This window comes from Rhodanobacter sp. ANJX3 (assembly GCF_014200755.1).
In the GTDB taxonomy this organism is placed as follows: domain Bacteria; phylum Pseudomonadota; class Gammaproteobacteria; order Xanthomonadales; family Rhodanobacteraceae; genus Rhodanobacter.
On sequence record NZ_JACHCM010000001.1, the window covers coordinates 809,887 to 833,599 of the forward strand.

The 23,713-nt window shown below is 60.8% G+C and carries 24 protein-coding genes; 22 read left to right on the forward strand and 2 right to left on the reverse strand.

Features of this window, described 5'->3' with window-relative positions; genetic code table 11:
• Window positions 1–29: 29 nt before the first annotated feature.
• The 4 genes from HDE76_RS03455 to HDE76_RS03470 are packed head-to-tail and all read left to right on the forward strand — an operon-like array spanning window position 30 to window position 1,523.
• The gene (locus tag HDE76_RS03455) at window positions 30–254 is read left to right on the forward strand and encodes a hypothetical protein (protein ID WP_184505401.1); all 225 of its coding nucleotides are present in this window, start codon (window positions 30–32) and stop codon (window positions 252–254) included.
• Window positions 251–403 carry a hypothetical protein gene (locus HDE76_RS03460; protein ID WP_184505403.1) on the forward strand — a complete coding sequence of 51 codons (153 nt, stop codon included), beginning with the start codon at window positions 251–253 and terminating at the stop codon, window positions 401–403. Before HDE76_RS03455 ends, HDE76_RS03460 begins: the two co-directional genes overlap by 4 nt.
• A complete protein-coding gene (locus tag HDE76_RS03465) occupies window positions 403–720 on the forward strand; it encodes a hypothetical protein (RefSeq protein WP_184505405.1) in 318 nt (105 codons plus the stop codon). Before HDE76_RS03460 ends, HDE76_RS03465 begins: the two co-directional genes overlap by 1 nt.
• Window positions 714–1,523, forward strand: a complete 810-nt coding sequence (locus tag HDE76_RS03470; protein ID WP_221262265.1) for a phage exonuclease — start codon at window positions 714–716, stop codon at window positions 1,521–1,523. The genes HDE76_RS03465 and HDE76_RS03470 overlap by 7 nt, the downstream gene beginning before the upstream one ends.
• Before the next feature lie 328 nt (window positions 1,524–1,851).
• On the opposite strand, the gene HDE76_RS03475 is transcribed toward HDE76_RS03470, so the two are convergent.
• On the reverse strand, window positions 1,852–2,412 hold the full coding sequence (locus tag HDE76_RS03475; protein WP_184505407.1) for a hypothetical protein: 561 nt from the start codon (window positions 2,410–2,412) through the stop codon (window positions 1,852–1,854).
• Window positions 2,413–2,699: 287 nt separating this feature from the next.
• Here HDE76_RS03475 and HDE76_RS03480 point away from each other — a divergent pair, with 287 nt between their 5' ends.
• The 18 genes from HDE76_RS03480 to terL all read left to right on the forward strand — a co-directional run bounded on the left by HDE76_RS03480 (window position 2,700) and on the right by terL (window position 22,932).
• A complete protein-coding gene (locus tag HDE76_RS03480; RefSeq protein WP_184505409.1) occupies window positions 2,700–2,879 on the forward strand; it encodes a hypothetical protein in 180 nt (59 codons plus the stop codon).
• A 179-nt stretch (window positions 2,880–3,058) separates the two neighbouring features.
• Window positions 3,059–4,630, forward strand: coding sequence for a portal protein (locus HDE76_RS03485; protein ID WP_184505411.1), 1,572 nt, complete (start codon window positions 3,059–3,061; stop codon window positions 4,628–4,630).
• The gene (locus HDE76_RS03490; protein ID WP_184505413.1) at window positions 4,617–4,826 is read left to right on the forward strand and encodes a hypothetical protein; all 210 of its coding nucleotides are present in this window, start codon (window positions 4,617–4,619) and stop codon (window positions 4,824–4,826) included. Before HDE76_RS03485 ends, HDE76_RS03490 begins: the two co-directional genes overlap by 14 nt.
• Window positions 4,823–5,584, forward strand: coding sequence for a hypothetical protein (locus HDE76_RS20925; protein ID WP_184505415.1), 762 nt, complete (start codon window positions 4,823–4,825; stop codon window positions 5,582–5,584). Before HDE76_RS03490 ends, HDE76_RS20925 begins: the two co-directional genes overlap by 4 nt.
• 110 nt (window positions 5,585–5,694) lie before the next feature.
• Window positions 5,695–6,642: a capsid protein gene (locus tag HDE76_RS03500; protein ID WP_184505417.1), complete on the forward strand. Its 948-nt coding sequence runs from the start codon at window positions 5,695–5,697 to the stop codon at window positions 6,640–6,642.
• A 69-nt stretch (window positions 6,643–6,711) separates the two neighbouring features.
• Entirely contained in the window at window positions 6,712–7,296 is a 585-nt protein-coding gene (locus HDE76_RS03505) for a hypothetical protein (protein WP_184505419.1), read from the forward strand.
• On the forward strand, window positions 7,296–9,419 hold the full coding sequence (locus tag HDE76_RS03510) for a hypothetical protein (protein ID WP_184505421.1): 2,124 nt from the start codon (window positions 7,296–7,298) through the stop codon (window positions 9,417–9,419). Before HDE76_RS03505 ends, HDE76_RS03510 begins: the two co-directional genes overlap by 1 nt.
• Window positions 9,416–9,874 carry a hypothetical protein gene (locus tag HDE76_RS03515; RefSeq protein WP_184505423.1) on the forward strand — a complete coding sequence of 153 codons (459 nt, stop codon included), beginning with the start codon at window positions 9,416–9,418 and terminating at the stop codon, window positions 9,872–9,874. The genes HDE76_RS03510 and HDE76_RS03515 overlap by 4 nt, the downstream gene beginning before the upstream one ends.
• Before the next feature lie 4 nt (window positions 9,875–9,878).
• On the forward strand, window positions 9,879–10,307 hold the full coding sequence (locus HDE76_RS03520) for a hypothetical protein (RefSeq protein ID WP_184505425.1): 429 nt from the start codon (window positions 9,879–9,881) through the stop codon (window positions 10,305–10,307).
• Between the two features lie 18 nt (window positions 10,308–10,325).
• On the forward strand, window positions 10,326–12,647 hold the full coding sequence (locus HDE76_RS03525; protein WP_184505427.1) for a hypothetical protein: 2,322 nt from the start codon (window positions 10,326–10,328) through the stop codon (window positions 12,645–12,647).
• Window positions 12,648–12,677: 30 nt separating this feature from the next.
• The gene (locus HDE76_RS03530) at window positions 12,678–15,863 is read left to right on the forward strand and encodes a hypothetical protein (protein WP_184505428.1); all 3,186 of its coding nucleotides are present in this window, start codon (window positions 12,678–12,680) and stop codon (window positions 15,861–15,863) included.
• 13 nt (window positions 15,864–15,876) lie between these two features.
• Entirely contained in the window at window positions 15,877–17,826 is a 1,950-nt protein-coding gene (locus HDE76_RS03535; RefSeq protein WP_184505430.1) for a phage tail fiber protein, read from the forward strand.
• Between the two features lie 29 nt (window positions 17,827–17,855).
• A complete protein-coding gene (locus tag HDE76_RS03540) occupies window positions 17,856–19,556 on the forward strand; it encodes a hypothetical protein (protein ID WP_184505432.1) in 1,701 nt (566 codons plus the stop codon).
• 3 nt (window positions 19,557–19,559) lie between these two features.
• Entirely contained in the window at window positions 19,560–20,024 is a 465-nt protein-coding gene (locus tag HDE76_RS03545) for a hypothetical protein (protein ID WP_184505434.1), read from the forward strand.
• A gap of 2 nt (window positions 20,025–20,026) precedes the next feature.
• Window positions 20,027–20,758, forward strand: a complete 732-nt coding sequence (locus HDE76_RS03550; protein WP_184505436.1) for a hypothetical protein — start codon at window positions 20,027–20,029, stop codon at window positions 20,756–20,758.
• Between the two features lie 8 nt (window positions 20,759–20,766).
• A complete protein-coding gene (locus HDE76_RS03555; RefSeq protein WP_184505438.1) occupies window positions 20,767–21,051 on the forward strand; it encodes a hypothetical protein in 285 nt (94 codons plus the stop codon).
• Window positions 21,038–21,277: a hypothetical protein gene (locus HDE76_RS03560; RefSeq protein WP_343205638.1), complete on the forward strand. Its 240-nt coding sequence runs from the start codon at window positions 21,038–21,040 to the stop codon at window positions 21,275–21,277. The genes HDE76_RS03555 and HDE76_RS03560 overlap by 14 nt, the downstream gene beginning before the upstream one ends.
• Complete coding sequence (gene terL / locus HDE76_RS03565; RefSeq protein WP_184505440.1) at window positions 21,274–22,932, forward strand: phage terminase large subunit; 1,659 nt, start codon at window positions 21,274–21,276, stop codon at window positions 22,930–22,932. Before HDE76_RS03560 ends, terL begins: the two co-directional genes overlap by 4 nt.
• Here terL and HDE76_RS03570 read toward each other — a convergent pair.
• Window positions 22,926–23,690 carry a hypothetical protein gene (locus HDE76_RS03570; RefSeq protein WP_184505442.1) on the reverse strand — a complete coding sequence of 255 codons (765 nt, stop codon included), beginning with the start codon at window positions 23,688–23,690 and terminating at the stop codon, window positions 22,926–22,928. The genes terL and HDE76_RS03570 overlap by 7 nt on opposite strands.
• Window positions 23,691–23,713 lie beyond the last annotated feature (23 nt).

A 23,713-nucleotide genomic window follows, 5' to 3' on the forward strand; every position in this document is an offset into this window, starting at 1 on the left:
GCATCCCATTCAACCTCTCGATAGAGGACGTGGTGATCCCCGACTTCTGCCCGGTGCTGGGCTTACCGCTCTACCGCAACACCGGAGGACTGGCCCAAGGCCCGAACTCCCCATCCCTCGACCGCAACGACCCGACCCTTGGTTACACGAAGGGAAACGTCACGGTCATCTCGTCCAAAGCCAACGCCATCAAGAGCAACGCAACTCCCGAGGAGCTGCTGCGCGTGGCCGCCTATTACCAGGAGCACAGGTGAACAAACTGATTCAGTTCGTCCTCGCAGGCATCGTCGAGACCATCACGCAGAAGCGTCTGCACAAGAGCCGCGAGCGTGCCGCACGCCACAACCTGCAGCTCGCGAAGTACGCCGCTGCAATTCGCAAGATGCAGACCAAGGAATCCTGATGCCACCGAAGACCACCACGAAAGCCGAGCTGCAGCGTCAGCTCGAAGCGATGAGCCACGCCGTAAGCAACATGAAGGAAGCGCAAGTTCTGAAGGTCGGCGCGGAGTCCGTCATTGACCACATGAGCATGGTGAACTCCCGCCTGGAGATGGATCGCCTCGATCACATCCGCGAGGCCAAACGTCGTCGATTCGCGCATGAGCTGGCCGACGCGCTGATCCGGTCAGGCATGGTCAAGATGAACGAGTTCCTGGATGAAGACCCGCGCCGCTTCTGCCGCGTGCTTCGTATCGAAGGATCACTGTCGGTTTGCTGACCCTCCTCATCGACGCCGACGTTCTCCGCTACCAACTGTCGTTCAAGAACACCAAGACAGTGAAGTGGGAAGACGAGGACGATGGCGCTGACGTAGTAGTCGCAGAGGTCACCAACCCCGAGAAGGCTAAGGCCGACCTGGACGACTATATCGAGGAGCTGCTGGAGAAGTTCGGCACCCGCAACTTCCTCCTGCCCCTCTCGGTGTCCACGAACTTCCGCAAGGGAATCCTGCCGACCTACAAGGGCAACCGCACGAAGCCGAAGCCGGCCCTGTGGAACGCAGTGGATGGCTTTCTGCACGAGCTGTACCCGGAGAAGATCATCACCCGCGAATACCTCGAAGGCGATGACATCCTGGGTCTGCTGGCAACCATGCCGAAGCCGCGCCTGTGCCCTGGGAAGCGAATCATCGTGTCCATCGACAAGGACATGCAGACCATCCCCGGCCGCCTCTACAACCCCGGCAAGCCCGACATCGGCACCCGCTCGATCACCGAGCACGAAGCCGATCTGTTCTGGATGAAGCAGGTGCTCACCGGGGACACCGTGGACAACTACAAAGGCTGTCCCGGTATCGGCCCCAAGAAGGCCGACGAGTTCCTTGTGCCAGCGCATGAGGCCCTGATGGGCCTGTCGGTAGAGGAGCACCTGGCCGCCCTATGGGCGACCGTGCAGATGGTCTACGAGTCCAAGGGCTTCCCCGCTGAGGACGCGCTAGTCCAGGCCCGTTGCGCTCGAATCCTGCGCGACGGCGACTACAACTTCAAGACCGAGGAGGTCAAACTCTGGACACCACAGTAAAAACGGGAATCAAGCACGATGCCGGTAAGGCACCGCTCAGCTTGATCCCCGCTGACGCCATCACCGAGATCGCAAACGTCTTCGGTTTCGGCGCTCAGAAGTACGCCGCGTTCAACTGGACTGGCGGGTTCGACCATCGGCGTCTGTACGACGCCATGCTTCGACATACGTTCGCTTCGTTGGCCGGGGAAGATACCGACCCGGAGAGCGGCCGTGACCATCTCGCGCATGCAGGATGCTGCATCTTGATGCTGCTGTCTCATCGGCTACGCGGTCTCGGTACAGACGACCGTGGCCCGAAGGAACAAGTCCGCGTGGCTTCCGTAGATTAAGGCTGCGTGGCTAGTTCTTTGGTTGCGTTTTCAACAATTCGCATCCGAAGGCCGACTAGCGTCTCGATACCAAGGATGGTTCTGAGCTGTTGAAGTGCCGTGTTTACAGCTAGCTCGTCGGTAAGTTGCTGGCCTGACCATTCCTTCATATTCGCTACCTTCGCAAACGTTCGGTACATCTCCTCCAGGACTTTTTGGCGCTCGGCATTTGGGGGTATGGACTCGTCGTAAACAATGCTGGCACCCATTGCAAGCTCCAGCAAAGCCTTCTCGAACTTTTGCAGCTGCGAATCAATGTCTTTTGTGAGCCACACAACGTAATCGTGCCTGAGATTCGACAGCTTATTGGCCTGGTCGCGCACGTCTTTTGTCGGCCCTTTGCGGAATAGCTCAAAAAGAGCCTCAAGCAGTCCTTTCGCGTACGCCTCACTGAACTCCACATGTTTATCAAAAGCTACGGCTGCCATGTGCGATGTTGCGGCAAAGGTGAAATTGTTCTGCGCCGCATTTTTAGCAATTTCGCGCTGATGTGCTGATTCATCCAGCAAAATCTTCACCAACAGTCCCACCAATGAACCCACAAGTGGGACACCGGATAACTGCTGGAAAAGGTCGCCTCGTGGCAAAACGTAATAGACAACACCGGACGCAAGAAATACACCTGCGATCCAGAAATATATATGCGACTTTGTTCGGACTATCCCCATAGGCACGGAGGATAGCTGGCATCTCCCGCGAACGCACAGAGGCGGGGTAAAAACACAAGCATAGGAGGAAACAACCGTTTCCCATCAAGGGTTCCGACGGTTCCTGAAGATCCCGTTCACGAACCACGGAACCCCCTATGTCCGACACCATCCCCCTTCACGCCTACGACCTGATCGACGAGCTGGATAAGCGATACCCCGAGGTCATCTACGACCCGAAAGGGGATCACAACGAGTTCCTTCTGAGATCAGGTGAACGTCGGCTGGTGTTGTCCCTCCTGCGAAAGCGACAGCTCGAACAAGAGGAGCAGCACTGAATGTGTACCAGTAAACCCAAGGCCCCCAAGCCTGTCGAAGCGGAGAAGCCGGCAATCCTGCTGACCGCCCGCGACGGACTTGGGGATCAGGAGAGTGCGACTGCCGGTCGAAAGAATCTCCGCATCGACCTGAATAACTCCACCTCCACCCCTTACGGAAGCAGTCTCGTCATCCCAACTTGAGCACGTCCGCCCCGCAGACCGTCTCAGCAGAAGGCCGTTACTCTCAGCTCAAGTCTGATCGCAACAACGCCGAGTCCCGCGCCAAGCAATGCGCAACTCTCACACTGCCGACGCTTTACAAGGAAGTCTCGAAGGGCAAGTCGAGTTCTTCCCGCACCACCCCGTACCAAGGCACAGGCGCGCGATGCGTTAACTCGCTGTCCGCCCGTCTACTGCTGGCGCTGTTCCCCGCGAACGCCAACTTCTTCAAGCTGTCACCCGATGGTATGGACGCTAACCAGCTCGCAGAGCAGGCCGGCATCCAGCAGGGTGAACTGGAGATGGGTCTAGCTGAGATCGAGCGCACCGTCATCAACGACATCGAAACGTCCGGTATGCGTGGACGCTTGGGCCTCGGCCTGAAGCATCTCGTGGCAACCGGCAACGTGCTGATGTACGTGCCCGACGAAGGCAACGCCAAGATGTACCCGCTGACCCGCTACGTCGTTGACCGCGACGGGATGGGTTCCGTCCTTGAGATCATCACCCTCGACAGCATCGCTCCGTCCACCTTGGGCGACGAGCTGAAATCCTCGTTGGGTCTCGACGAGAAGAAAGGCGGCAAGACCGATTCCGGCCCCGAGCAGGACGTTGAGCTGTATACCCGCATCTACCGCGACGGTGAGCTGTGGCAGGTGTACCAGGAAGTGAACAGCAACATCGTTCCCGGCTCCCAGGGCACCTACCCTATCGACGCGTGCCCCTGGATTCCCCTGCGGATTCCCGAGGAAGACGGCGAGGACTACGGCGCTGGCCTGATCTACGACTACTACGGCGACTTCGATGCACTGGAGAAGCTGAGCAAGGCCATCCTCAAGGGAGCCGCAGCAGCCGCCAAGGTTCTGTGGGCACTCGATGAGAACGCCGCGATCCGCCCGAAGACCATCACCGAAGCCGAGTCCGGCGACGTGCTGCGCTTCAAGGCCGAACAGCTCAAGGCCGTGTCACAGGAAAAGTTCGGCGACTTCAACTTCGTCGGTCAGCACATCGACAAACTCATCTCGCGGCTGGAGATGGCCTTCGGTGTACGCACCTCGATTCAGCGCAATGGCGAGCGTGTCACTGCAGAGGAAATCCGTTACCTGGCTCAAGAGCTGGAGGACGTACTCGGTGGCATCTACTCGATCCTTGCTGAAGACCTACTGCTTCCCCTGGTTCGCCGAATCATGGATCGCCTCACCCGCGCCCATCGGCTCCCTGATCTGCCCCCTGGTCTCATCAAGCCTCGCATCGTTGTCGGCGTCGCCGCCCTCGGTCGTGGTCAGGACATGCAGAAGATCATGGAGTGGTCGCAGGCTGCACAGACAGCCCTCGGGCCGCAGGTGTTCGCTCAGTACGTCAATCCAGGCGAGCTGATGGCCCGTATGGGCGCGGCTTCCGATCTGACCATGAAGGGTCTCATCAAGTCGGACGATCAGCTTCAGCAGGAACAGCAGCAAGACACCATGCACCAGGCCGCCATCCGCGCAGCCCCAACCATCGCAGGTGCCGCTATGGCACCACAAGGAGTTCCAAGTGGCGAAAGCTAAACCAGTGACCGACGCGCCGGCTGATCCGGCAGCAACCCCCGAAGTCACCGACACGGCCACTGCGGCCGTCGATACGACCCCTGCGGTCACCCCCGAGGTCAAGCAGGAAGCCCTGGCTCCCGCTGACCCGTTGGCGAAATACCGCAAGGTCGTTGACGGCCTGTCGATCTACAACTTCACTGAGGTCGCACTGTGAGCGAAAAGACCGAACTCGTACTCAATGTCGAACACCCGGTCGAGAGCAACCCGGCGTCTGAAGAAGTCACCTATGGTGGCTACAAGACCGTCGAGGAGCTGGTAGCCGCTCACGCTGAGCTGACGGCGAAGACCGCCGCGCCGGCCAAGACCGCCGAGGACATCGCTGCTGAAGAAGCGGCGGCTTCTGCCGGAAACGAAGCCGACAAGCCGCCTCTGGAAATCCCTGCTGGGGACGAGGAGGCTCAGAAGGTTGTCGAGGGTGCCGGCCTGGACTGGGACGCGCTCAATGCGGAATACGCGAAGGACGGGAAGCTGTCCGAGGAAACCTACGAGAAGCTGGCGAAGTCCAGCATCCCGCGTGAAGCCGTTGACACCTACATCCAGGGCAAGCAGGCACAGGCCGACGCATACGATGCGGCTGTTTACGGCACCGCTGGTGGCGAGGAGGCTTACGGCTCTCTCGTGACGTGGGCGAAGTCCGCGCTGTCCGAGGCCGAGAAGGTTGCCTTCAATGACGCCGTGACATCCGGCGACGCCGCCCGTGCAAAGTTTGCTGTGGAGGCATTGACTGCCCGCCACGCCAAGACGCACGGCGTTCCACCGAACAACCTGCTAAATGGCAAGAAGGCCGCTACCGGCGTTGAGCCGTTCAAGTCGCAGGCCGAGGTAACCGTCGCGATGAACTCGCGGCAGTACAAGACTGATCCTGCGTTCCGCGCAAAGGTCGTGGAGCGGCTGGCCCTCTCCGAGTTCTAAACAAGACCCCCGCACCCACGTAGCCACTGCCCGGTAAGAGCAGCCGATGCGTCGTCGACGGGGGGCTTCCACTACTCATCCAATACCAAAGGGAAATACCCAAGAACAAAATGGCAAACGCTACTCCGAACCGCCTTGGTCAGATTCAGGGCGCTGGTGATGCACAGGCACTATTCCTCAAGCAGTACGCTGGTGAGGTGTTGGCTTCGTTCGTCGCCGAGTACGCAATGGCCGGTCATGTGACCGAGCGCAACATCATGCACGGCAAGTCGGCGTCGTTTCCGGCCATCGGCACCATCGGCTCCGAGTACCACGTACCGGGCACCGAGATCACGGGCCTGAACGTGCAGCACAACGAAGTGATCGTGAACCTCGATCCCATGCTGATCTCGCATGTGTTCATCCCGAACATCGACGAGGCCATGAACCACTACGATGTGCGCAGCGAGTACACCAAGCAGCAGGGCTTGGAACTGGCGAAGCAGCGTCAGCTCAACGAAATCCGTTGCGCGATCCTGGCCGCACGTCAGACGACCGGCCCGGTTCCCGGCCAGCAGGGCGGCATGATCGTCAAAGCGGCGACGATGGCAACCGACGCAACGCTCGTTGCTGCGGCGATTCGTCAGATTCGTCAGAACTTCGACGAGAAGAACATCCCCGAGGAAGACGTGATCGCCACGTTGAAGCCGGCGATGTGGTACTTGCTGACGCAGGTGAAAGACCTGGTTGACCGTGACTACAACCCGACCGAAGGCGCTTCGCTTTCGCAGGCTGTGATCCAGTCGATCGCTCGCATCAAGCTGCTGAAGACCAACCACTTCCCGAACCAGGACGACTCGGCTAACGCCAGTGTTGTTGCTGCGCGTCGCGCGGACTACAGCAAGTCGGTCTGCGCCGTGTTCCACAAGAGCGCGGTGGCTACGCTGAAGCTGATGGACTTGGCACTGGAAAGCACCTACGACCCGCGCCGTCAGGGCACCCTGATGCTGAGCAAGTTCGCGCTGGGCCACGGCCCGCTGCGAGCTGCTGGCGCTGCTGAGATCGCTGTCGGCACCTAAGCGACGCCCCCGAACCCGTCACGTCCCTAAAAAGGCGTGGCGGGTTTTTTTTGTTCCCACTGGAGACTCATGCAACTATCCGCAACCACTGAGCTTGAGGCTGTCAATCAACTGCTGAAAGCAGTGGGTGAGAGTCCGGTCAACTCGCTTGATAACCTGGGCTTCACCGACGCATCCATTGCGCGTGACACGCTCCGCACCAAGGCACGCGAAATCCAGTCAAAGGGCTGGTACTTCAATCGTGACTACGACTTCTACTTCACCCCGGCCAGCGATGGTCAGGTAGTTCTACCGGCGAACGTCATCTCGATTCGCCCGTCCACCGCCGAGTCGCGACGCATCACGCCACGCGCCGGCAAGCTCTACAACAACGACGGCTCCACCTACGTGTTCCCGCTGGACAACGGCCCGACCGTCGAGGTCGTCTGGATGTTCGACTTCGAGTCGCTGCCCGAGACGGCACGTCGCTACATCACTGTCACCGCCGCTACGCAGTACCAGGCGCAGTTCCAGGGTAGCGAGCAGTCCTATGGGTTCACCAAGGACGACGAGAAGTTCGCGCTGATCGCACTGCTGGAGGAGGAGCGCAGCTTCGAGCCGCGCGCCAATATGTTCAACGACGGCAACGACGTGTCCGAAATCTTCACCCGCTGATGCCGCTGACCTCTGGAACCATCCCGTCGATGATTGGCGGGGTCTCTCAGCAGGACGCGTCGGTGCGCCTGCCGACTCAGGTTGCCGATGCGGTGAACTGCGATCTCAGTCCGGCGCGTGGTGCTGGCCCCCGGCCACCTGCCGAGTTCGTCAACGTCCTGGGGTCGGACATCCCGGACAACGCGTTCTTCCACAGCATCGTGCGCGACAGCCGTGAGCGTTACATGGTGGCGGTCTACCCCGGCAACGTCCGCGTGTTCAATCACGAGACCGGAAAAGAGTACGTGGTCATCAAGGACGCTGCTTCGCTGGCCTATCTGGCGACCCAATCGGAACCCTGGCAGTCCTTCAGGGCCGTCACAGTGGACGACTACACCTTCATCGTGAACCGCGACGTGCGTGTGGCGATGACCGCGCAGAAGACGGCCGGCACTCTCAGTGGTTCCGTGCAGACCTTCCAAGACCTCCCAAAGACCGCAGTGGTCAACGCGATCTACGAGATTCGCGGGGACGGCGCAAACGCCTTCGATAACTACTTCGTGCAGTACCAGTCCGCCCTTGTGTGGAAAGAGGTCAGCAAGCCGAACGAGCTGGGTTACCTTGATTCCGCAACGATGCCCCACGGGCTGAAGCGCATCCCCGACACCATCAACCCAGACGGCTTCTACTTCTCCTACGGCCCCCTGGTGTACGACTCGCGCTACGCGGGCGACACGCAGTCGAGTCCGCCTCCGTCCATCGTGGGCCAGCGCCTCGGCGACGTGTTCTTCCACCGTGACCGCCTGGGTCTCCTGGCGAGCGCCGGCAACATCGTGATGTCCGAGATCGGGCACTACTTCAACTTCTGGCGCACGACGGTGACCTCGCTGCTGGACAGCGACGTGATCGACGTGAACGCCCCGACTGAAGGCGTGGCTGAGATGCTTCACTGCGTCTCCTACCAAAAGGCGCTGATGATCTTCGCCTCGGGCAAGACCTCGTTGTTCCAGCTCACCGGCACGCCGACGCTGACGCCCAAGACGGTAAAGATTGACCCGGTGACCACCTACGGTGTGTCGCCCACGATCAAGCCAGTGCTGGCCGGCAGTAGCCTGTTCTTCATCGACGACAACCAGGCGAAGCCCTGGAGCACCGTGCGGGAATACTTCGTGTCCGATGACACGGTAACCCCCGAGGCCGCCGATGTGACCGCTCACGTCCCGTCGTATGTACCGGGCAACTCCCGATGCATGGCGGAGGCCGGCGATGCCGACATGCTGTTCGTCGCTCAGCGCAACGCTGCAGGCGGCGAGGTGTTCGTCCACCAGTACAAATGGTCGGGCGATACCAAGCAGCAGTCCGCATGGGGCCGCTGGTTCATCTACGGCACCGGCTTGGTGCTACACGTCCATGCCATCGGCACGATGCTCTACGTGATTACGAAGGCTCCCGCGGGCGGCGTGGAACTCCTGCGCCTTAACCTGAGTTCTGCGCCGACGTATCCGCTGATCTCCTCGGCCCATGACATCTACCTCGACCGCCGTGAGGCGGTGACTCCGGTGTGGCAGCAGTTCGGCAACTACACCGACATCACTGTCCCCTTCACCCTGCCGACCCTCTCGGGCCTTTCGGTGCTCAAGACGACCGACTGGCCCTCACCGGGAACGTATGTCGATCTGCGCTCCGCCACGCTGGTTAACGGCGGGCAGACGATCCGCCTACCGGGCCGAGTGGACACAGGACGTGTCGTGGTGGGCTACCGATACAACCGGCGCATCACGCTGAGTCAGCAGTTCATTCGCGACCAGAACAACGTGAGCAAGCTGATCGGTCGCCTGCAGCTCAAGCGGATGACCGTGCGCTACAACGACGCCGCGTACTTCCGGTGCCTCGTGACGCCCAAGGGTCGCCCGCAGGCCATCGACGCCATCGTGCCGCAACTGGAGAGCACGTTCACCAACCGCACGACCGGGGACGCTGCGTTCCTTACGAGCACCCCTGCAATCCACTCGGGCACCTACAGCTTCCTCGTGGCCTCGCGCTCCGATGCAGTCGATGTTTCTTTCACCAACGACTCACCGTTCCCCGCCTGGTTCCAGTCGGTGCAATGGGAAGGTCTCTACACGGCCAAGGTACAGCAATGACAATCACCTTCCGCGAACCAACAAGGGAATCGCTTGAGTACATCGCGGCTCACATGTGCGCGGAAGACTTGGATGAGCTGGCCGCCTGTGGCTGGGCGTCACCCCTGCAAGCCCTCATCGAATCCGTAGAGAGCAGCAGGGAAGCCTCCGTGGCCTGGTGGGACGGATTCCCCCAGGCCGCGCACGGCGTCGCTGACTTCACCCTTGATACAACCCTGGGTGTCCCTTGGATGCTCAGCACCGGCCCGCGTGGCCGTATCGCTCGTGCCTTCCTCAAGGTCTCCGAGAAGTTCATCGCGGACATCTCCCCGATGTATTCCGGCCTATTCAATCTCGTCGATGCCCGCCACCTCCGCGCACAGCGGTGGATGCTCGCGCTCGGCTTCAAGCCGTACAAAGTCCACGACTGCAACGGCTTCCCTTTCATCGAGTTCGGATTATTCCCTAGTGTGTGAACCCGTGAGCATCACGGCAGGTGTGCTCGCCGTTGTCGGCGCAGCATCCGCCGTCTATAGCGCCAATCAGCAGCAGAAGGCGCTCAACCAGCAAGCGCAGGCGCAGCAGAAGCAGATCGATCAGGCTGCATCGGCACGGACCGATGATCGCCTCAAGGTCGCACGCGAGCAGCGCGCTGCCGCCCGTGCTGCGTCCGCCGAGTCCGGTACGTCCGGCAATTCCACCGACGCGATCCTCAATGACCTCCTGATGCAATCCGGCCGCGACGTATCGCGCATCGAGAAGAACCGTGAGAACGGTCAGCTCGAAAGCCAGCAGGAAGTCAGCAGCAAGACATCCGAAATCAACGGCCAGCTCGTCTCCGGTCTCGCTGGCTCCGCATCCGCTGGGGCGAACGCCTACAGCAGCTACAAGATCAAGACCGGCAAATAACCAACCCAAGGGATCAACATGCCCCGCAACGACGCACAACGCATTACGCCTCGGCAGGCTGTGGATTCCTCGCAGTCGGCGAATCCCGCACTCGCGGTACAGGCAAACCTCCAGGCAGCCAGCGGTTCCGGCAGCACCATGTTCGCCGTCGCGAAGGCCCTCAATGGCGCTTCCAATATCGTCGGCGACATCGGTGTTCAAGAGGCCCGTCAGAAGAACGCCAAGGCTGCGGCGAAGAAGGAAGACGAAGACAAGCGCCTTGGCGAAGCGAAAGCCGCTGAGCACGCTGTCTCTGGTGTAGATCAGACTGCATGGCTCGATCAAGCGAGTCAGGTCGCGAAAGACAGCTACATGGAGACCGACGGCATCAACGCCGTGGACAAGTTCCACTCGTCCATCCAGGCCGACTTGGCGAAGATGGAGCCTGGTGCTGACATCGACGGCTTCATAAGGGAAAGCTCCGAGAAGTTCATCGAAGAAAACGACCTCAAGGGTCGCGCGCGTGACTCGTTCCTCATGGGCCTCGCAAAGACCCAGGACGGGATCAAGCAGGGCTACCTGAAGCAGTCCATCAAGGAGTCGATGAAGCGCGAGGAGGAAGGCGCATCTGCCCTCCTCGTCAATGCGATCACCAAGGGCGGCCCGGACATCGCGTCCAACTACGCCGGCTGGCGCGCGTTCAATGCCAGCAAGGGCATGACCGACGACGAGATGGATCACATCGCCGTGGACGCCGTGAAGGCATCCCTCGCATCCGGTGACATGGACATCGCCAAGGGCATGTCGATCCTGCAGACCCCATCGGCTCCTGGCCGTCCCGTGCTGGCAGACATACCCGAGCACAAAGAGGAACTGCAGCTCGCCTCCAAGCGTGGCGAGGCGATCCAGAAGGATCGTGCTGAAAAGGCACGCTACGACCAGGAGGTTGCCGAGACAGTGCAGATCGACGCGCTGGCCGACAAGGGCATCCTCGGTAAGTCCCGCGCCCTCGCGTGGGGCAAGGCGAATGACAAGTCCGCCGCCGAGGTCGCTGCCAAGATCAACGCATCCCGCAATGCAGCCGAGCGGCTGGCGAAGGAAGCGCACAAGGCCCAGGCCGAGCGTAACGCCGACCGCGCCTGGGCCAACTACGACGCCCTCGCGGCGAACGCTGCCGGCATCAAGCCGGATGACGTGGGCAAGGCGGGCGACCGCGCGTTCACTACGGCGCTCCAGTCCGGCGACGACAAGCAGGTGCAGGCCATCCTCAACAAGTCGGCTCTGACCGGCGCACCCATTCCGGCTCTCAGGGGCATCCTGTCGGGCAGCATCGACGAGAGCGATCCCAAGCGGGCCACGCGCTACGTGCAACTGTTCGAGCAGATGCAGCGCATCTCCCCCGAGTGGGCCGCACGCCAGTTGGACGACAAGACGCTTTCGCGCATCACGGCCTACCAGACCGCGAAAATGCAGGGCGCTGACGACACGCAGGCATGGTCGAAGGTCAAGATGGTCAGCACGCTCGATCACGAGACGATCTCCACGAACGTCGCTGCAGCGATGAAGCTGGTGGCGAAGGATGCCCCCAAGGACTTCGGCGACGGCGGCTGGTTCAGCTCGAACACCAAGATCGCCAACACTACCGAGATGGACACGGCCTACCGCCTCGCCGTCAAGGACATGGTGGAGTCCGGCGCTTCTCCCGAGGTGGCTGCAAAGGCCGCACTGACCCGAGTGAAGTCCTCCTTCATCCGCGTGGGTGATCGCATGGTGCGCAACTACGGCACAGGCGATGGTATGGACGAACACACCAGCGAGGTCATGACCGAAGCCAGCAAGCTGTGGAAAGACAAGCTTGTCGCTGCGAACGTGGTGGGCAAGGAAGACCCTGTGTGGTTCACGCCTGTTCCCGGCGACGCGAACAAGTGGCGACTCAGCTACTTCGCTGCGGGCGGCGTGCCGCTCCCCGTGACCCATGAGGTGACCCGCAAGCGCGCTGATGGAGTCGAGAGGACAACCGCGGAGTTCGTCGATGTCATCCCGTCTGCCGCACGCGCCAACTACTCGGCATGGGACAAGCAGGAGAAGGACAAGAAGGTTCGCAACGAGCAGATGTTCAAGCAGCTCCAGCGCGATCCGACCGACCTGACCCCCGAGAACGTCAAGCAGCTCAATGACCAGTACGCCCCGCTCCTCAAGGGCAAGCTGAAGCTCCCCGCAGGAACCGATCCGGCCACTGCAGAGTTCCAGCAGCGTCAGTGGGACGCCTCCGTGGCCACTGCCAAGAAGGTCACCGACTACGCCAACAACCCCGCGAATCACGTCCAGTCCTTCGCGGACTTCATCACCAGCAATCACTAACGAGGTACACCTGTGGATCAGCTACCGAGCATGTACGCTCAACCGGGGGATAACGTCCCCCTCGTGCCGTCCGCAGGTGTCACCAAGCTGGACGCAAAGGCCCGCACGGATGCGGCCGAGGCACAACGCATCAAGAACAATACGACCTTCCGCGACCTCATCGGCGCGAAGATCGTCCAGGGGCCTATCGGATGGGCCGACTGGGCACTGCAAGAGAACGGCGTGGCGCGCGACGAGAACTTCTACGGCGACGCGCTCAAGCCGGTGATCGAGGATTGGCGCAAGGCTGGCCTCGAAGATCAGATGGAACTACTGGAGCGCGCACAGTCTCCAGCGCACGCCGATCTCCTCAAGGGATTCGCGATGCAGAACAAGATGGCGCAGGAAGACTCGGCTCAGTTCGGTCTCCTGGGCAACGCAGCAGCGGGCCTACTCGACCCGTCCATGTTCGCTATCGGAGCCGCCTCCGGTGGCCTGGGTTACTCAGCCACGGCTGGGCGACTGGCGAACGCTGTGCGATCCGGTATCGTTGCCGGTGCAACCAACGTGGGCAGTGAAGCACTGTCCTCGCAATACGACCCTTCGATTGATACGGGCCACCTCGTCACCGCTGGAGCCTTCGGGTTCCTCATGGGTGGCGCGTTCGGCTTCCGTGGCCCTGAGCTGGCAGAGCTGGCGCATGGCACCAACAAGTACACCAAGGCCGCAACGGCCGCCGAGAGTTCCAAGCCGAACACGGCTGACTCGATGGGCGCCGCACGCGTCGAGGGTTTGAACGTCCCGAAGATGGACGGCCCCGCCGTGGGAACTCCCGACTGGCAGCAGGCGCTCCAGGATGACGCCGCACAGAACTCGACTGTCCGTGGTGCCTTCCTGAAAATCCGCCGCGACCTCTCGGCCCGCTTCGGAAACAGTAACTCCGCTGTGGCCCGTAACGAGGGCCGCAAGTTGCTGCGTGACTCCGTGGGCACCACTGATCGGAACGTCGCGACTAAGTTCACCGCAGCCGAGGAATCGGAGCTGCTGGATCACACGATCCACGGTGCCTACCGCACGGCCGTCGAACAGGAGTGGGCGAAGTATTCCGCGTCCACAGGTGTGCGCGGCGACGTTGCCCGCCAGCGATTCAATGAGTCGGTCGGCTATTACATCCGTGGCGTAGCGAAGGACATGGGGCCTGAAGTCGAGGCTACTGCCAAGCACGCCGCTGCAGCCTTCAAGAACATGACGGACGAGCTACGTGCCCGTGGCGTCCCCGGCTTCGAGAATGAGATGTCGCAGGACGGCTATCTGCCCCGCATCTTCTCCGCGAAGGGCTACACCGACCTCAATGCAACCAAGGGCCTCTCCTTCGAGAACCTGCGGGAGAACCTGGTGAAGCCTGCGATGCGCAGTGCGTGGCTCAAGAACCTGAAGCCTGGTGAGGAGATCGACAATGACCTCCTCCACGAAGTCAGCGGAGCATGGCTCAAGCGCGGCTACGAAAAGGCGATGGGCGGCCCGAGCGATCTGCATGGCACCCTTGCTGCGGCCGACGCCAGTAGCGTGCGTGAGCTTCTGACCGAGGCCGGCGTAGACGCCAAGAAAATCGACGCGATTGTCAGTAAGCTGGAACGGGACGCGACCGACAAGGCCGTCCATGCCCGCGCGAAGTCCCGCATCGATCTTGATGAGTCCTACGGTGCAACGCTGAAGGACGACTTGGGCAATGAGCACACTGTCCACCTCGCTGATCTCCTGGAGAACAATGTGGACAACCTGGTGCCCGACTTCATCCGTGAGATGTCCGGCTGGGCCGCGCTGAAGAAGCACGTCGGCGTGGGCACGCAAGCTGAGCTGGATCGCTACAAGGCGTTCGTGCTGAAGCAGAGCAAGGAGGCCGGTGACTCTGACCTGACCCGCGCTCTGGACATCACGGTCAACTCGATCCTCGGCAAGTCCACCTCGGACGCTCCGAACTCTGCGTGGACGCGCGGCTCCCGCTTGATCCGCTCGCAGAACTTCCTGACCACGATGGGCCAGGTGGGCTACACGATGCTGGAAAGCGTCGGCGGCGCGCTGGGTGCCGTGGGTTTCCGCAACGCCATCAAGGCGGCCCCTGCGGCGGCCAACATGGTCAAGAAGATGCGGATGGGCAAGTTCGACCAGGAGGAAGCGCGCTGGCTCGCAGACGTGACCGGCCTTGGCACAGACTTCGTGCGCAACCAGCCGTATCTGCGTCTCGATGCCGTGGGCGAATCCGTGTGGAACAACGACAAGGCCGTAGGTCGCGCACTCAACAAGCTAGACCGTGGCATGCAGTACGGCCAGCGCGCGATGAGCGTTGTCTCTGGCATCGCACCGATGCAGCAGTTCCTTCAGGGCTTCGCAGGTGTCGGCATCGCCGGCCGCCTGGTGCAGCTCGCCAACAAGGAGGGCCTGTCCGCAAGTATGGTTCGCCGGCTCCGTGCTGGCGGTCTCGATGCCAAGGATCAAGCCACGATCTTCGCGAAGCTCAAGGGCATGAACAGTGTCCACGACATCGCAAAGAACTGGGGCACCTGGACTGCCGATGAGAAGCGCCTGACGGCGTTGTTCGTTCAGCGCAATGCTAAGCGGACGCTCGGCGAAGGCGGCGTAGGAGATACGGTGCAGCTCATGCACTCGGCCACCGGCCGGATCTTCACGCAGTTCCGCACGTTCATGACCAACTCCTACACGGCGGTGTTGCTGCACGGCTTGCACATGCGTGACTGGCAGACGGCACAGATGTGGATGGGTTCGACGCTGTTCGCCGGTATCGGCATGGCAGCGCGCAACTACATCAACACCATCGGTGACGACACCGACAAGCGGGAGAAGCTGATGGCGTGGGACTCGCTCGCCAAGCAGGCGTTCCAGCAGTCGAGCTATTCCTCGGTGATCCCATTTATGACGGACACCATCGCGCACGACCTGGGCGTCAAGAAGGCCCTTGGCGGCGATGACACCCCTGTGTTCGCCTACGGGCGCTCTACGGGACTCGACAGTGGCGTCCAGGGCATCCCAACCCTGGCGACCGGACGTGCCCTGTGGGGCCTACCAAGGCTCGCAGTGACCGCGCTTGATCCCCACTCGAACGTCACTCAGAAGCAAGCGAAGGACGCAATGTCCCTGCTGTGGTTCCAGAACGTCACTGGCGTTCGCAATGGCCTTTCGTGGATGGCTAACCAACTCCCGAAAGACGACCCTCAATAACCTCTGGAGATGCATGACACCTCTCGCTCGCGGCTACTCCTTCGTCATGTATCTGGCGGAGGCTGGAGCCACGTACACCATCCCCCTCCCCTTCCTGCACACGGACGACGTTCGTGTGTTCGCGGGGGATGTAGGGGATGCTGTGGAACAGTCCTACACCTGGACTAGCCCCACCTCAATTCAACTGGCCGGCGCGCTTCCCGCAGGGATTCTCGTCACCATCCGCAGGTTCACTCCGCGCGACCGCACGCTTGTCGAGGTGCAGGATGGAGCACAGCTCCCCGCGAGTGACCTGAACCTCAATAGCAAGCAACTCCTCTACATCATGCAGGAGCAGATCGACTTCGGCACCTACGGGGGCCACGGTCTCCCTGGCGGCGGCTCTGGCTGGCCCGATGGCAACGGCGCACCGTCCCTGCCGATCCAGCAGATCATCGACGCCCTCATGGCCTCGCCTATCATGGCGATCCTCACTACACGCCTGGACGACATCGACAACACCGCCGAGACGCTGATGGAAGAACTCCTCCGCAGCGATCAGACCTTCGACCAACGGCGGAAGACTGAAGGACGCCTCGCGCTCGCCGAGAGCACGCTGGAGACCATTGAGGACAACTCGAAGTCTGTGGCAATGCAGATCACCGAGCTGTTCGCCAAGTTCGACGACAGCGCCGCGCAGTTCATCCAGGTCAACAAGGCCATCGCCACGGAGACCGAGGCACGCGTAACGTCCGGTACGCAGCTCAGCGCGGCCATCAAGGACAACCTGGCGCAGATCACCATTGTCTCCCAGGCGGTCGCTACGGAGGCCGACGTGCGCGCTCAGGCGATCACGAAGGTCGTGGCTGACTTCAAGCAGGCTGACGATACGGTCACCAAAGCGATCACGCAGACCCTGCAGACCTCCTACGCTACCAAGGACTACGCCCAGGCCGTGGCGTCTACTGCGGTGGAGGCGTTCTCCAATGGCAAGTACGCGCACTTGGAGCAACGCTTCGAGGCCCTGGTGGACGGCACCAACGACCCTGACGGTCAGTGGCAGGCGAACTACTCCGTCCGCATCAACGCTGGCTCGATCAACGGCGTGCCCGTCATCGCCGGTATCGGCCTCGGCGTAGACAGGAAGACCGGCAGCAGCTTCATCGTGATGGCTGATCGTTTCGGCTTCGTCTCTCCGACCTACACCTCCAACGGTGGCGTCCAGCAGATGAAGTACCCCTTCGTGATCGGCACGGTCGGCGGCGTGAGCACCGTGGGTATCCAGGGGCAGCTCATGGTCGATGGCTCGGTCACTGCAGACAAGATCAGGACGAACACTCTGTCCGCCCTATCGGCCAACATGGGCGAAGTGAATGGCGGCACGTTCCGCACGTTCCAGCTTGACGCCAACGGGGCCATCATCAACCCGCAGGAGTTCCGCTGTGAGCTGACGAACAACCCAGGAGATGCGTACCCCGTGTGGGTCGGTGCTGGCGTCAAGAACTACAACAACGCAGTCTTTGCTGTGGATCGCGCGGGCAATGCCAAGTTCGCCGGCAAGATCACCGCCAACAACATGATCGGCACACTGCAGTCCAACGCTAACGCAGTGTGGACAGGCGACATCACGGCGTCATCCAACGGCGTTGGCCCGATCATTACGCTCTCCGCTCCAGCCTTGCTAGGCGAAGTACAGCTCCCGCTGATCCATGTCGAGACGAAGATCAACAACCCATCCGGCAATCCAGCCACAGGCGGTATCTACCTCGAACGGCTCTCTGGTTCTACGTGGGTCACGGTCAAAGTCCACAACCATTTAATCGGAGGCGGTGCGACCGACTTCGATTCCCTACTGGCCTTCGACGCCCCAACGACTGGTGCCGTCCAGTACCGCGTGCGTATCGGTCTCGATCCGTACTCACAGACTAACTCGGGCAACTTCCACGGAACTGCCATCACCATCTACGCAATCGGCATGAGGTAATCATCGCAACCAACGATCCAACCGGCTACGTGTCCAACGGGACACTAGCTGCACGCATCTCCGCGCTCGTCGATAAGTGGAACGGCTACAAGAACGCACTACGCGACCTGTTGACCAAGGCGACCGGCACGGTGGACATGGAAGACGGCTTGGGTGTCATCGTGACCCTTCCAACCTTCCCGCAACTCCAGAAGTCCGTGAACATCCTCACCGACTCACTGACGGGCGCGGTGTCGCAGGCGCAGTCCATCAACTCGCAGACTGTGATCTACATGAACGCGGCCGCCAAGTCGGCAACTGACTCGGACACAGCGCGCGCTGCGGCAGTGGTCGCTAAGGATGCTTCCAAGGCTTCCGCGGATGCGTCGGCAACATCGGCGTCCAGCGCGGCAGCACAGGTTCCCCTTGCGACCGCACAGGTAACCCTTGCGAAAGGGCAAGTATCCCTCGCTACCGATCAGGTCACCGTAGCTACCGCGAAGGCCGTAGCGGCCGATACGAGCGCGAAAGCTGCTGCTGGCAGTGCAACCGCTGCTGGCACGCAGGCAACCACCGCCACAACCCAGGCCGGCATCTCCACGACCAAGGCCGGTGAGGCATCGGCAAGCGCGACGGCTGCCAACACCTCGCAGAACCTCGCGCTGAACTACGCGAACGCTGCGGTGAACGTAGAGGTCACGCCGGGGCAATACTCGGCTCGCCATTGGGCTGAGCAGGCCCGCCTGAACGTGCTGGGTTCCCTGGTATTCAAGGGCCGCTTCGATGCCAGCAAGGGCTCCCTGCCGGCTTCGCCTAACCTGGGCGACTTCTACCTGGTCAGCATTGCCGGCACGATCAGCTCCGTGAAGTACGGTGTTGGCGACATGCTGTTCTATGACGGCTCCCAGTGGGATCGCATCGACAACCAAACGGTAGTGCAGAGTGTTGCAGGCCGCACGGGTAACGTCACGATCAGCACAGGAGACGTGGGTGGACTGCAGGGTCTTCTGGATGCCAAGCAAGGCACCCTCGGTTTCAACCCAGTCCAGCAAGGAACAGGCATTGGGCAGACAACCAATACCATAAAGATCGGATGGAGTTCTGGCGCGAAATTGAAGGTCACGGTGGATTCCACCGACCTCGGCAATATCGCTACAGAGAACTGGGCCGCTGGGGTCTTCTGCCAGCCGAGCGGGAACATCAACAACGCCTACAACCTCAATGGCGTTGCAGCCTCGAACTATTTGCAGCGAACCGGCAGAGCGAACACGGCTGGTTTGCAGTTCGATTCCAGCGCTCCGCCGAACATGGCAGCTATCGACGGCTCGGGAAATAACCGGAACACCTCGCTGCAGATCGGCAATGCCGGCAATACCAGCGCATCGGCAATGATGTCTTTCATTCGCGAAGGTCAGTGCGGTGTCCACTTCGGACTCGACACCGACAACGTAATGAAGATCGGCGGCTGGTCGTTCGGAGCCACCACGGCGTACCGCATGATCCACGAGGGCGTCGCAGACTGGTATTGCACCGGCACTGTCACGGCCGGCTCGTTCGCTGTGCGTAACTCCAACAGTGCATGGATTGACGGTAACGGCAGCGGCGCTCAGATGAACGGAACTTGGTACAGGAGAGGTGAACAGCAACATATATGGGCAAACAGCGCTGGCTGGGTCAGGGCGCCTCGGACATTCGTACAGAGCGCTGATCCCGGTTCTGCTGCTGGCGAAGGCGACCTGTGGATATGGTGACCTATGACCTTCGCTCGTAGATCAGGCGGCGACTGGGCAACCCCTGGAACCTGCAAGCGTTACACGAACGGCGCGTGGGCGGACGTGGCAAACATCTACCGTCGCCAAGGTGGCGGCTGGGTGCTCGCCTGGAAAGCCTACAAGAACGTCACCGGAACTATCACGCCAGCCGCCGCGAACGGGAGTGCCAGCGGCGCACCGATTAGCGGGAATGTGGTCACTATCCCGGTCACGGCGCAAGGTGCTAACGGCAACGGCAGCTATACCTATGCGTGGTCGGTGTCGAATGTGAGCAGCGGTGCCGCTCCGAATATCGCAACCCCCAACAGCGCATCGACAACCTTCAGCCGAGTCGTCAACGGCAACGACGGAAACGTGACGTTCACCGCCAACTGCACGATCTCTGATGGGCAGTCCTCTGTCGTCGTCAGCGTGCCCGGTCGTCTCTCATACGCAAACAGGAACTAAGCATGGACATTGAACTTCAGAACCGTCTAATCGACGCAAAGGTATCCGGCGCAACTAGCATGTTCGGTCAACTCCTGCTTGAGTGTGGGGACATCGTGGAGAAGGAAGCTCTCAGCCTTCTCTCCACAGTGGGCGAGGGTCGCTTCGACATGGATGCAGGCCAGCTCGACGAGGCTACGCGACTACTGCGGCTGATCGACAGGGACACTAAACCCGCGATCACCACTGTAGTCGAGAGCGCAACTCGCCGGCTCGCCGAGCTGACCATCGCGGTATCCTCCGCATCCCCTCTGTCACCTGCTGCGTTCACTGCGGCCGTGCGGATGGCCGAGCGGTTCCCCGAGATGGCCCCGATGGTCGATGCGATCCAGCAGGACGCTATGGAGGCCGCGAGGGTGCAGGTGTCGCTATGGCGCACGCACGAGCCTGCAGTGCTCTCGGACAACCTGCCGGTGTTGCTGCGGCTCTCGACCGATCGCTCCCGCGTGGAGACCAGCAAGGGCCAGAACGTGCCCGTGTCGGTATGCGAGCGCATCTGGCGTCTGTCGAACCTCGCTCAGAAGCTTGGGCGTGCGCTGACCGAGGACGAATACCTCAACGAAGGCGGCGCTGCTGTCGGCTCCTTCTCGCTCGTCCAGGTGGACGCATGCGGCTCTATCACTGTGAGCTGTCACCGCCTGAGCATCGACGAGATCAACAAGATTGCCGACGACCTCGGCTTCACTCCCACTTAAAAACCACAATGGATAACGACACGAAACTACTCGCCTCCTTGGGCGTTACCGGGGCCATCATCGGCCTCGGTAAAACCCTTGCTTCTACCGATCCTGCCAACTGGAAGATCGCACTCGCACGTTGCATCACCACGGCTGGTCTCAGCATGAGCGCAGCTTTCGCTGTCGTCATCTTCCCCACGCTCTCCTTCCCGGCCCATGTGGGTCTCGCGGCGGCCCTGGCTTCCCTCGGCACTACCGCGCTGGAGAGCTTGTTCTCTCGCTTCCTAGGAGGTTCTGGTGGCAGCAAGTAAAGAATCACTCGAACGCCTGCACACGGCGGTCGTGGACAAACTGACGGAAAGCATTGACGCGATCCCGGCTGGCGAAAAGGGCCTCGCTGCGATCCTCAATGTGGCCCGGCAGATGCTCAAGGACGAAGGGATCGAATCTGTCCCCGTCCCTGGCAGTGCGACCGGCAAGCTGGCCGACAAGCTCAAAGAGTTTCCCTTCGACCCAACCACTGATCGGAGTCATTGAGCGAGCCGCATCCCTTCGAGGACTTCCGTAACTTTGTCTTCCACATCTGGCAGCAGCTCGGCCTTCCGGCGCCTACTCCTGTCCAGTACGACATCGCTGCATATCTGCAGTACGGCCCTCGCCGTCGCGTCATCGAAGCCTTCCGAGGCATCGGGAAATCCTGGATCACCGCAGCGTATGTCTGCTGGCTCCTGTGGCGCGACCCGCAGCACAAGATACTCGTCGTCTCAGCATCTAAGGATCGCTCTGACGCGTTCTCGATCTTCACCAAGCGTCTGATCGAGACTATCCCCGAACTGGCTCACCTGAAGCCACGCGGCGACCAGCGCAACTCGAACCTCGCGTTTGATGTCGGCCCCGCGAAACCCGACCAGTCCCCTTCCGTGAAGTCGGTGGGCATCACTGGTCAGCTCACCGGCTCCCGCGCTGACACGATCATTGCGGATGACGTAGAGGTCGTGAAGAACTCAGCTACCGTCGCGCAACGCGAGAAGCTGGGCGAACTCATCAAGGAGTTCGACGCGATCCTGAAGCCGCTCGATCACGCGGAGATCGTCTACCTGGGCACGCCGCAGACCGAGGAGTCCATCTACAACCAGCTCCCCGCGCGTGGCTACGAAATCCGTATCTGGCCGGCCCGGTATCCGAAGGATCAGAAGCACTACTCGCAATACAACGGACGGCTCGCGCCGTTCATCGCCGAGGCGTTCGAGAGGAACCCTGGCATCGCATGGACTCCTGTAGAACCCACGCGGTTCCATGAGGAAGACTTGCTGCGCCGTGAGGCGTCCTACGGTCGTGGCGGCTTCCTGCTCCAGTTCATGCTCGACACCACGTTGTCCGATCAGGAGCGTTACCCGCTAAAGCTTGCCGACCTCATCGTCATGGACGTTGATCGAGAAGCTGCTCCTGTAAGAGTCATGTGGGCCAGCGGCAAAGAACAGGTGATCGACGACATCCCGTCAGTCGGATTCACTGGTGATCGGCTGCACCGCCCTATGTATCTCTCCAAGGATGTCGAGGAGTACACCGGCTCGGTAATGTCCGTTGACCCATCCGGTCGTGGCGGCGACGAGACCGGCTACAGCGTTACCAAAATGCTGCGCGGCATGGTCTATCTCCGCCGAGCCGGTGGCCTCAAAGGAGGGTATGACGACGCCGTTCTGGAGGGCATCGCCCATATCGCTCGCGCTGAGAAGGTGAAGCTCATCCTGGTCGAAGGCAACTTCGGCGACGGCATGTTCATCAAGCTCTTGGAGCCTGTGCTGCGGCGTATCTATCCCTGCACCGTCGAGGAGACGCATAGCTCGGGACAGAAAGAGCGCCGCATCATCGACACGCTGGAGCCAGTGCTTAACCAGCATCGCCTCATCGTTGACGCCGCGCTCATGCGCGCCGATCAAAAGGATGAACCGAAGTTCCAACTGTTCCACCAACTTAGCCGTATCACGCGTGACCGTGGTGCCCTCCGACACGACGACAGGCTCGATGCGCTGGCGATGGCGGTCGCCTACTGGACGCAATACCTCGACCGCGACGTGACGAACGAGGAGGAGAAGCGTCTCGAAGAACTGATGGAGCTTGAGTACGCGAAGTTCGCTGAGTCTGTCATCGGGCATAAGCCGTCTCGTCCTAATTTCTTTGACAACTATTGAGGCGACGGGCTGCCAAGGACGGCACCTGCAGAATGGCCCTCTGGCAAAGCGAATCCAGGGAAGACCGCTTCAATGCTCACAAGAGTTCGATAGATTCTTTCCAGCTCCTTTGATGCCGGGAGCATGTCGTCGTTGATTTTGCTGCTAATCATTTGCCAGTCCACAGGCTGACCGTTAGTAGTGCGCTTGTGGACCATGTGCAGGTAGACATTCGCTGTTCCGACCAGCACTAACACCTGTTTGTCTATCTCGTCTGCAGCCTGTTTGGGGAGATAAATGCGGTTCCCATAGAAATAAGTCCTGAAGTTATTGAGCGCATCGACTACCTCTGGAAGGCCTTCCTCATCCGTTGGACCGCCGCTTATCCCTTTGGTCAAGTCCGTGTATCGAATCACTTCCTGAGTAAACCGCGAGAGGAGGACAAGCGACTGAGTGACGACCTCCAGCGCCTTCTCGTGCAATCGCGGATAAACAGTTTGATGCTCGAACGCCTGTCTCCCCAACGCGGCATTGAAGAGAGCGACGCGCTTCGTTTCATTTCTGTCTAGCAGCCACTTCACGACCAACAGAAACAAGCCGTTTGTCAGCAAATTACCTAACAACGTCCATCCATTCATAGTCTTCCCCCTTCCCCCCTTGGAGTATCCATAGCCTATCAAATCACTCCCCGCCTGGAAGACTTCATCATCGAAGTCGAAGGCGAGCGGCTTGTCGCGTATCCCGACACAAACGGCACCCTGACTATCGGTGTCGGCCACACCGGCCCGGATGTAACCAAGGG

What these genes read in the sequence shown, in the direction of transcription:
- HDE76_RS03505 (WP_184505419.1), top strand. Translation starts at nt 6,712, where the DNA reads ATGCAACTATCCGCAACCACTGAGCTTGAGGCTGTCAATCAACTGCTG.
- HDE76_RS03550 (WP_184505436.1), top strand. Translation starts at nt 20,027, where the DNA reads ATGGACATTGAACTTCAGAACCGTCTAATCGACGCAAAGGTATCCGGC.
- HDE76_RS03530 (WP_184505428.1), top strand. Translation starts at nt 12,678, where the DNA reads ATGTACGCTCAACCGGGGGATAACGTCCCCCTCGTGCCGTCCGCAGGT.
- HDE76_RS03545 (WP_184505434.1), top strand. Translation starts at nt 19,560, where the DNA reads ATGACCTTCGCTCGTAGATCAGGCGGCGACTGGGCAACCCCTGGAACC.
- HDE76_RS03510 (WP_184505421.1), top strand. Translation starts at nt 7,296, where the DNA reads ATGCCGCTGACCTCTGGAACCATCCCGTCGATGATTGGCGGGGTCTCT.
- HDE76_RS03535 (WP_184505430.1), top strand. Translation starts at nt 15,877, where the DNA reads ATGACACCTCTCGCTCGCGGCTACTCCTTCGTCATGTATCTGGCGGAG.
- HDE76_RS03480 (WP_184505409.1), top strand. Translation starts at nt 2,700, where the DNA reads ATGTCCGACACCATCCCCCTTCACGCCTACGACCTGATCGACGAGCTG.
- HDE76_RS03525 (WP_184505427.1), top strand. Translation starts at nt 10,326, where the DNA reads ATGCCCCGCAACGACGCACAACGCATTACGCCTCGGCAGGCTGTGGAT.
- HDE76_RS03465 (WP_184505405.1), top strand. Translation starts at nt 403, where the DNA reads ATGCCACCGAAGACCACCACGAAAGCCGAGCTGCAGCGTCAGCTCGAA.
- HDE76_RS03515 (WP_184505423.1), top strand. Translation starts at nt 9,416, where the DNA reads ATGACAATCACCTTCCGCGAACCAACAAGGGAATCGCTTGAGTACATC.
- HDE76_RS03500 (WP_184505417.1), top strand. Translation starts at nt 5,695, where the DNA reads ATGGCAAACGCTACTCCGAACCGCCTTGGTCAGATTCAGGGCGCTGGT.
- HDE76_RS03555 (WP_184505438.1), top strand. Translation starts at nt 20,767, where the DNA reads ATGGATAACGACACGAAACTACTCGCCTCCTTGGGCGTTACCGGGGCC.